Origin of the sequence: Candidatus Culexarchaeum yellowstonense, from assembly GCF_024707025.1 — an archaeon.
Classification (GTDB): domain Archaea; phylum Thermoproteota; class Methanomethylicia; order Culexarchaeales; family Culexarchaeaceae; genus Culexarchaeum.
The window spans coordinates 1-4223 of record NZ_JANGFQ010000113.1 but is presented as its reverse complement, the minus strand read 5'-3'; the positions used below and the strand labels follow the sequence as shown (position 1 = coordinate 4223).

The 4223-nt window shown below is 38.9% G+C and carries 3 protein-coding genes and 1 pseudogene; 3 read left to right on the top strand and 1 reads right to left on the bottom strand.

Annotation, left to right across the window (positions count from 1 at the left end; genetic code table 11):
- Nucleotides 1-346: pseudogene (locus tag MRT15_RS09205) on the bottom strand (hypothetical protein); the annotation flags it as partial.
- 83 nt (nucleotides 347-429) lie between these two features.
- On the opposite strand from MRT15_RS09205, the gene MRT15_RS09200 reads away from it, so the two are divergent.
- From MRT15_RS09200 to MRT15_RS09190, 3 genes are all read left to right on the top strand, one after another.
- Nucleotides 430-1887, top strand: a complete 1458-nt coding sequence (locus tag MRT15_RS09200) for an ABC transporter substrate-binding protein (RefSeq protein ID WP_304329792.1) — start codon at nucleotides 430-432, stop codon at nucleotides 1885-1887.
- A 54-nt stretch (nucleotides 1888-1941) separates the two neighbouring features.
- On the top strand, nucleotides 1942-3744 hold the full coding sequence (locus tag MRT15_RS09195) for an iron ABC transporter permease (protein WP_304329791.1): 1803 nt from the start codon (nucleotides 1942-1944) through the stop codon (nucleotides 3742-3744).
- An 18-nt stretch (nucleotides 3745-3762) separates the two neighbouring features.
- Nucleotides 3763-4223 (top strand): ABC transporter ATP-binding protein (locus tag MRT15_RS09190; protein WP_304329790.1); only part of this gene is annotated, 461 nt, incomplete at its 3' end.

The following is a 4223-nucleotide window of genomic DNA, read 5'->3' as shown; positions in this document are numbered from 1 at the left end:
CATAGTCTGAGTCTCCTGCAACCCATAATAGCTTTCTACCAGTGGCAAGCCAATTCTTTATAACATTTATCTCATCACTTGTGATCTTCTGTGATGAATCCACTAGTATGACTATTAGTGCAAATGCCCCTTCAAGGTCTTTTGAGGTTAAGGTTCCCGTTACATTAACCCACTCATATTGGGTTAAATCGTTTCTGGCTGCATCATATTGTCTAACTGCACCAGTAGCACCCTTAAGCCATACAACTATCTTTGGCTTCTTCACTTGTGCTTCTGCAATTCCCATGGAGAATATTAGCATTGATAATAGTATTGTTAGGGCAAGAATTTTAGCTGCCCTATTCATGTCTCATCGTTTAAATCTTTGTTTTGGAAAATATTTATATCTTATTATTGGGTTGAGTTTTAATTGATAATGGTGGCTGTGGCTTGAGTAGTTCAATTAAATATTCGTATATGTTGTTTGTTGTAATTGCATTGGCTGTTGCAATTGGTGGCTATTTCGTTTGGCAATCATTCCAACGTCCTCCAAGCCCTAGTACCCCTCCAAGTTCTGGGGGTGGTGGTCAGCCTCCTCAGCCTAAGCAGATAACTTTGGTGGTTATTAGTAGGCATGGTCTTGACATTTTAGGGAAGGTGGAAACAGCATTCCTATCTTCACCTGTTGCCAAGAAGTACAATATTACCGCTATTCAGTGGTTAACTCCAGCAGCACATTTGTGGGTTAGTACAATTAATGCTAGGGGGGATATTGATGTTGCTTGGGGTGGAGGGCCAGTATTATTTGATACGCTGTATTCTGAAGGTTTGCTTAAACCTCTAAGTGGGAGTGTGTTGAATGTTGTTAATAAACTTCCAGACACTATCAGTGGTTCACCTGCCAAGAGATTTGATTCTAAAGGTAATATTGTTTGGGTTGGCGCCGCCATATCATCATTTGGTTTCACAATAAACAAGGATTACTTGAAAACCTACAATCTTCCTGAACCTGATAAATGGATTGATTTGGCTAATGAAACTTATGGTTTAACTCTCCCAAGGACTTCTGTGGGTGTAGCTAATGCTGTGACATCCACATCCAATACCCGTATGTATGAGATTATCATTCAACGTTATGGTTGGGTTGATGGTTGGAAGATAATTACATTGATAGGTGCAAATGCTGAGATATATGATCAGTCTGAAGCTGTTAGGGAGAGCGTTATATCTAAACGTATTGGTGTGGGTTTAACCATAGACTTCTACGGTTACACTGCACAGATTCAAGCTCCAGGAGTTGCATATTACGTTCTTCCAAAGGATGGGACTATAGTGAATGCAGATCCCATTGCATTGCTAAAGACGAGTAAGAATGTTGAGGCTGCCCAAGCTTTCATTGAGTGGGTTCTATCACCTGAAGGTCAGAAGATATGGCTTGATCCCAATGTAAATCGCATGCCAATAAATGTTGAGGTTTTCAATACCCCTGAGGGTAAGAGTAGGCAAGATCTATATTTACAGTATAATCTTACATTGAAGGCTGCAACAATAGAGTTTAGTGATGAACTTGCTTCATCCTATGAGCAAGCTTTAATATGGTTCTTTGATTCCACCATTGTTAAGCCTCAAGCTGAGCTTAGATCTGCATGGATTAAGCTGATACAAGCCAAGGTTAACAATAAGATTTCTCAGGAGAAGTTTAAGGAGTTGGTGGATAATTTAGCAAATCCAACTAAGTTGACTTTCATAGATCCACTTACAAATAAGCCAACCACATTCACCATGGAGTATGCTCAGAAGATAAACTCCTACATGAAAGATGTTGACTTTAGAACTAATATTTGCAGTATATGGAGGAATGCAGCTATAGCTAGATATCAGCAAGTTGCCAGTGCCGTTGGTGGATGAAAATCCACTTATATCCTAATTTTTATACAAATTATTGTGGTTTGGATGCATGCTTTGCGGCGTAGACACGTAGACTTATTTCTACTTGTTTCGTATCTTGCTCCACTAATATTCTTCATATTCCTATTCATACTCCCCCTATCCCTATTACTTTCATCATCATTCCTCTATTATGGTAAACCATCACTTTACTGGTTTACCTCGATTTTTAGCGATACATACTTCGTTAACTTCAACCCTAGAACTGGATATCTATTTAATGTTTATGGCGATACCATGTATATTTGGGGTTTAGATTACGGTATAATAATAAACACTTTGATCGTTGCATTAGCTACAACAATCCTATCTACGGTTATGGGTTTAATTTCAGCTTTCATCTTGGCTAGATATGATTTTCCAGGTAAGAGTTTGTTTAGGGTTTTACTTTATGTTCCAATGCTTGCCACCCCATTTGTGAATGCATATGTTTTGGGTAAATTGTTTCATCCAACTAGTGGTTTGATAAATTACATTTTCTATGATTTGCTTCATATCCTCCCATATAGGATTGATTTGAATGGTCTTGTGGGTATTTCCATTGCTCAGAGTTTAAGCTATTTCCCAATAGTTTACTTGAATTTCCAAGCTTCATTGCTTAATATTGACCCCAGCTTGGAGGAGCAGGCTGAGAATCTTGGTGCTAAGGGGTTTTCACTTTTTAGGCGTGTAACTTTCCCATTGGCTTTGCCGGGGCTTACTGCTGGTATGATAATAACTTTCATATTTAGTATGGAGGATCTATCTGCCCCCATTGGGTTTATTGGGTATAGTGGTAATCCTTTGGCTAAGAAGGTTATGTCATATTATATCTTCCAATCTTTTAGTGAAGCTATGAGGGGTGTTATAACCCCTGAAACTTCTGCTCTCTCAGTAATATTGTTGTCCATTTCCATTGTAGGTTTCATGTTTATAAAGCGTTATGTTTCCCTTAAAACCTATGCTTCATTGAGTAGGGGTGGTAGGTGGAATCCTAGGGTTAGGCGTATTAATGGATTTAAATTACTTGTAGTCTACATTTTTCTCGTAGTATTGGTTTTAGTTGGCTCTATGCCTCAAGTTGGTACTGTGATTTTAGCTTCTACGGATTGGGTTGTTAGTGGGGTTACCCCTAAGAACTTTAGTTTAGAATACTTTTATAGGCTTTTGCATCCCAGTGTTAGTAGAGCAATCTCCAATAGTGTAATTTATTCATCTATTGCCGTTTTAATTGCAGTATTTATAGGTGCTTCTTCAGCTTATTGTGTTGCTAGGTTTAAGGGTATTTTAGCTTCAATACTCGACATTTTATCCACAATTCCAGTTGCAATTCCAGGTATCGTCCTTGCAGTTGGTTATTTCATGTTTTTCACTTCATTATTTAGGTGGACCCCTCTAGACCCATTAATTGATCCTGCACCATTACTTGTTTTAGCTTACTCATTTAGGCGTCTCCCCTTCGCTGCTAGGAGTATATTTGCTGGTTTGCAGCAAGTTCATGTTTCATTGGAGGAGGCTGCCATGAACCTTGGTGCTAATAGGTTTCAAACGCTCTTTAGAATTGTTATACCCTTAATATCTATGAATATTTTTGGTGGAGCTATTCTGACTTTTGTTTACTGTATGTCTGAATCCAGCACCAGTGTTACCCTTGGAGCTTTGAGGTGGGATAGGGGGCCTATCACATTCTATATAAATCAAGTTGTATATGGTAGTATTGTGGTTGGTGCGGCTAGTATTGGTGCAGCTTTATGCGTATTACTGATGACCATTCAAATATTGGCCATAATAATATCCAATTATGCTTTGAAGCAGAGGTTTGCGATTTATGGATTTTAGTTTGGGGTGAATTTTGTTATGGTTAGGGTTAAGCTTGAGAATGTTTATAAGAGGTTTGGTAGTGTTGTTGCGGCTGATAATGTTTGTTTAGATATACTTGAGGGGGAATTCTTCACAATTCTAGGTCCAAGTGGGTGTGGTAAAACCACAACTTTACGTATCATTGCTGGTTTGGAGCGTGTGGATTCTGGTAGAGTTCTATTTAATGATGTTGATGTAACCAATACACCCCCCTATCTCCGTGGGACTGGTATGGTTTTCCAGAATTATGCTTTATGGCCTCACATGACAGTTTTTGATAATGTAGCATTTGGTTTGAAGATTAGGAAGGTGGGTAAGGATGAAATTAGGAGGAGGGTTAAGGAGGTTTTAGAGCTTGTTAAATTGTCTGGTTTGGAGGATAGGTATCCACATCAGCTTTCTGGAGGTCAGCAGCAACGTGTAGCTTTGGCTAGAGCCCTAGTCATAGAGCCTAAAGT